Consider the following 1,875-nt stretch of genomic DNA (forward strand, 5'->3'; position numbering starts at 1 on the left):
GACTATCCCTGTTGTTAAAGACGGTAAGTAAGGTGGGCACTACTCACCTCTAGCTGACTGACTAATTAACTAGTAGTGCCCACCCTACAGTTAGTGGACTCACTACTTATTTTTGAATTTTGAGATTGCTCAGTCCCAAGGGGACACGCGCAAGGGACGCTTCACTCCCAACGCTACGCGATTTTGAATTGTTAAAGTCTTGGGCTTCTAGCCCACAAGTGACAGGTCAATTGGAATAATGTAAAAAATTATTACATATTACATATAAGTTAAATTTTTTCTCAAATATCAAAATCTACTGAGCTTTATGTTAATCAAACAAGTTTATTCAAGAAACCTCTTCTTGCGGTGAATTCATCTCTTGCAAAGTTTGCCAGCCAGCTTCCCACAGAGAACGGTCTTGTAACAATTTTGCGTTTATCCAGAAACGGACATCGGGATCACAAGCTGCTACCATCTCGGCATAAACCCACTTACCTTGATTTTTGCGGTTGATAACTCGGAAATGTCGCCAGCCATCAACTTTTTGCTGCGCTGTCCATTTGGAACCGAGTAAATAGGGAAATTTTTGCTTTTTAGTCATTTGTCAATGCCCTTTGGGCAGGGTGTAAGGGTGTAAGGGTGCAGGGGTGTACAAAAAATACGATTTTTTCTCCCTAAACTCCCAGTCTTGGTCAAAAGTCAATATAAAGCTAGACGGAAATTGATATAAGCAGAGAAAGGCGATGCGGAAGCCGCCGCCAACGCGATCGCCATCGCCCAGATCAATCAGCAACTCAAAATTTTGGGGGTTTAACTTTCATGATCATCCAAGCACAGGAGCAGCGCAACTACTCATCTGAAGAATATTTAGAACTAGAAGTCAATTCAGAACAACGCCATCAATATATTGATGGAGAAATCATCCCTGTGACAGGCGGCACACCCAATCATAACCAAATTGCTGGTAACCTTTGCGCAGCCCTAAATTTTGCCCTCAAGCGTCAGCCTTATCGAGTGTTTGTCACCGATCAACGGCTTTGGATTCCCCAAAAGCGAATTCACACTTATCCTGATGTGATGGTTATTGCGGCACAACTTGAATTTGCTGAAGGACGGAAAGACACCCTCACAAACCCGTTGATGATTGCTGAGGTACTCTCAAAATCTACCAGAAGTTATGATAAGGATGAAAAATTTGCAGCTTACCGAACTATCTCCAGTTTTCAGGAATATGTTCTGATTGATCAGTACACGATGCATATCGAGAAGTACTTCAAAACTGATAATAATCAATGGCTGTTTAGTGAATATGAAAATCGTGATGGGATGCTGTCACTTGGTTCGGTTCCCTTCCAAATTTCGCTAGCAGATATTTACGATAAGGTTGATTTTGAGGTAGAAGTTGATTGACAGTTATCAGTTACCAGTTATCAGGTAAGTATCAGGCGCGTCTGCAAAACTCATCCGGAATACAGTAGTGGCACAGTGAAGCTATCCCTGTTCTGTCACTCTCCGAAAACATTTACCATTTTTGAATTCTAGAGCTTTTATTTGGTAAGGGATCGCACAATTTTTTTCTAATAATAAAGACCACACCCATTTTTTTCTAATAGGATAGCTTGTATTGTTTGCCTGATAAGCCTTCCAGAGATTGCTCACCCGGAAAGTGACAGAAGAGGGCTATCCCTCTTCTGTCACTCTCCGAAATCAAAAATCAAAGGCAATGTTTAAACCTTAGACTAGGGTTGGGTTTGTGGCTTTCTTTTCTAATATGATAAACATCACCATCGCTTTAGACTAAAACTCTTGTGTAGCAAGGATTTCATGTTTTCATCTGGGGAAAGTGACAGAAGAGGGCTATAGCGGTTCTCATTTGGGTGCAATACAATAACC

General features: G+C 41.3%; 2 protein-coding genes. One reads left to right on the plus strand and one right to left on the minus strand.

Annotated elements, in window-relative coordinates; all coding sequences use genetic code 11:
- Positions 1-328: 328 nt before the first annotated feature.
- Positions 329-583, minus strand: coding sequence for a TIGR02450 family Trp-rich protein (locus tag AC5JM2_RS12360; RefSeq protein ID WP_495835170.1), 255 nt, complete (start codon positions 581-583; stop codon positions 329-331).
- A gap of 218 nt (positions 584-801) precedes the next feature.
- Here AC5JM2_RS12360 and AC5JM2_RS12365 point away from each other — a divergent pair, with 218 nt between their 5' ends.
- Entirely contained in the window at positions 802-1,392 is a 591-nt protein-coding gene (locus tag AC5JM2_RS12365; RefSeq protein WP_495835171.1) for a Uma2 family endonuclease, read from the plus strand.
- The last annotated feature ends 483 nt before the right edge of the window (positions 1,393-1,875 follow it).

The organism is Brasilonema angustatum (assembly GCF_059505445.1).

Coding starts and splice junctions, on each gene's coding strand:
- AC5JM2_RS12360 (WP_495835170.1), bottom strand. CDS start 583: ATGACTAAAAAGCAAAAATTTCCCTATTTACTCGGTTCCAAATGGACA.
- AC5JM2_RS12365 (WP_495835171.1), top strand. CDS start 802: ATGATCATCCAAGCACAGGAGCAGCGCAACTACTCATCTGAAGAATAT.